Origin of the sequence: Microvirga pakistanensis, from assembly GCF_004458765.1 — a bacterium.
GTDB lineage: Bacteria > Pseudomonadota > Alphaproteobacteria > Rhizobiales > Beijerinckiaceae > Microvirga > Microvirga pakistanensis.
The window spans coordinates 1-223 of sequence record NZ_SPJX01000578.1 but is presented as its reverse complement, the minus strand read 5'-3'; the positions used below and the strand labels follow the sequence as shown (position 1 = coordinate 223).

The following is a 223-nucleotide window of genomic DNA, read 5'->3' as shown; positions in this document are numbered from 1 at the left end:
GGGGAGCGCACGAGCGGATAGACATGCTCGATGGCGGCCACGCCTTCATACTGCGCCACCACGGCGCGGGCGACGGTGATCAGGGTCTCGCCCGTCGAGTCGGAGACGAGGGGGAGATGAAAGTAGCTGCGTCCCGGCACGACGGTTCTCCCGAGCATCCGTCCTGAAAGTGGACACCATTGTTGTGACCGATGCCCACTGGTCAATGAGCAAATCGCGCGGA

At 63.7% G+C, this 223-nt stretch carries 1 protein-coding gene; it reads right to left on the bottom strand.

What is annotated here, in order from left to right; genetic code table 11:
* Window positions 1-158, bottom strand: a 158-nt coding sequence (locus tag E4K09_RS23855; protein ID WP_166802483.1) for a kinase/pyrophosphorylase, incomplete at its 3' end; no start/stop codon positions are given.
* Window positions 159-223: the final 65 nt, after the last annotated feature.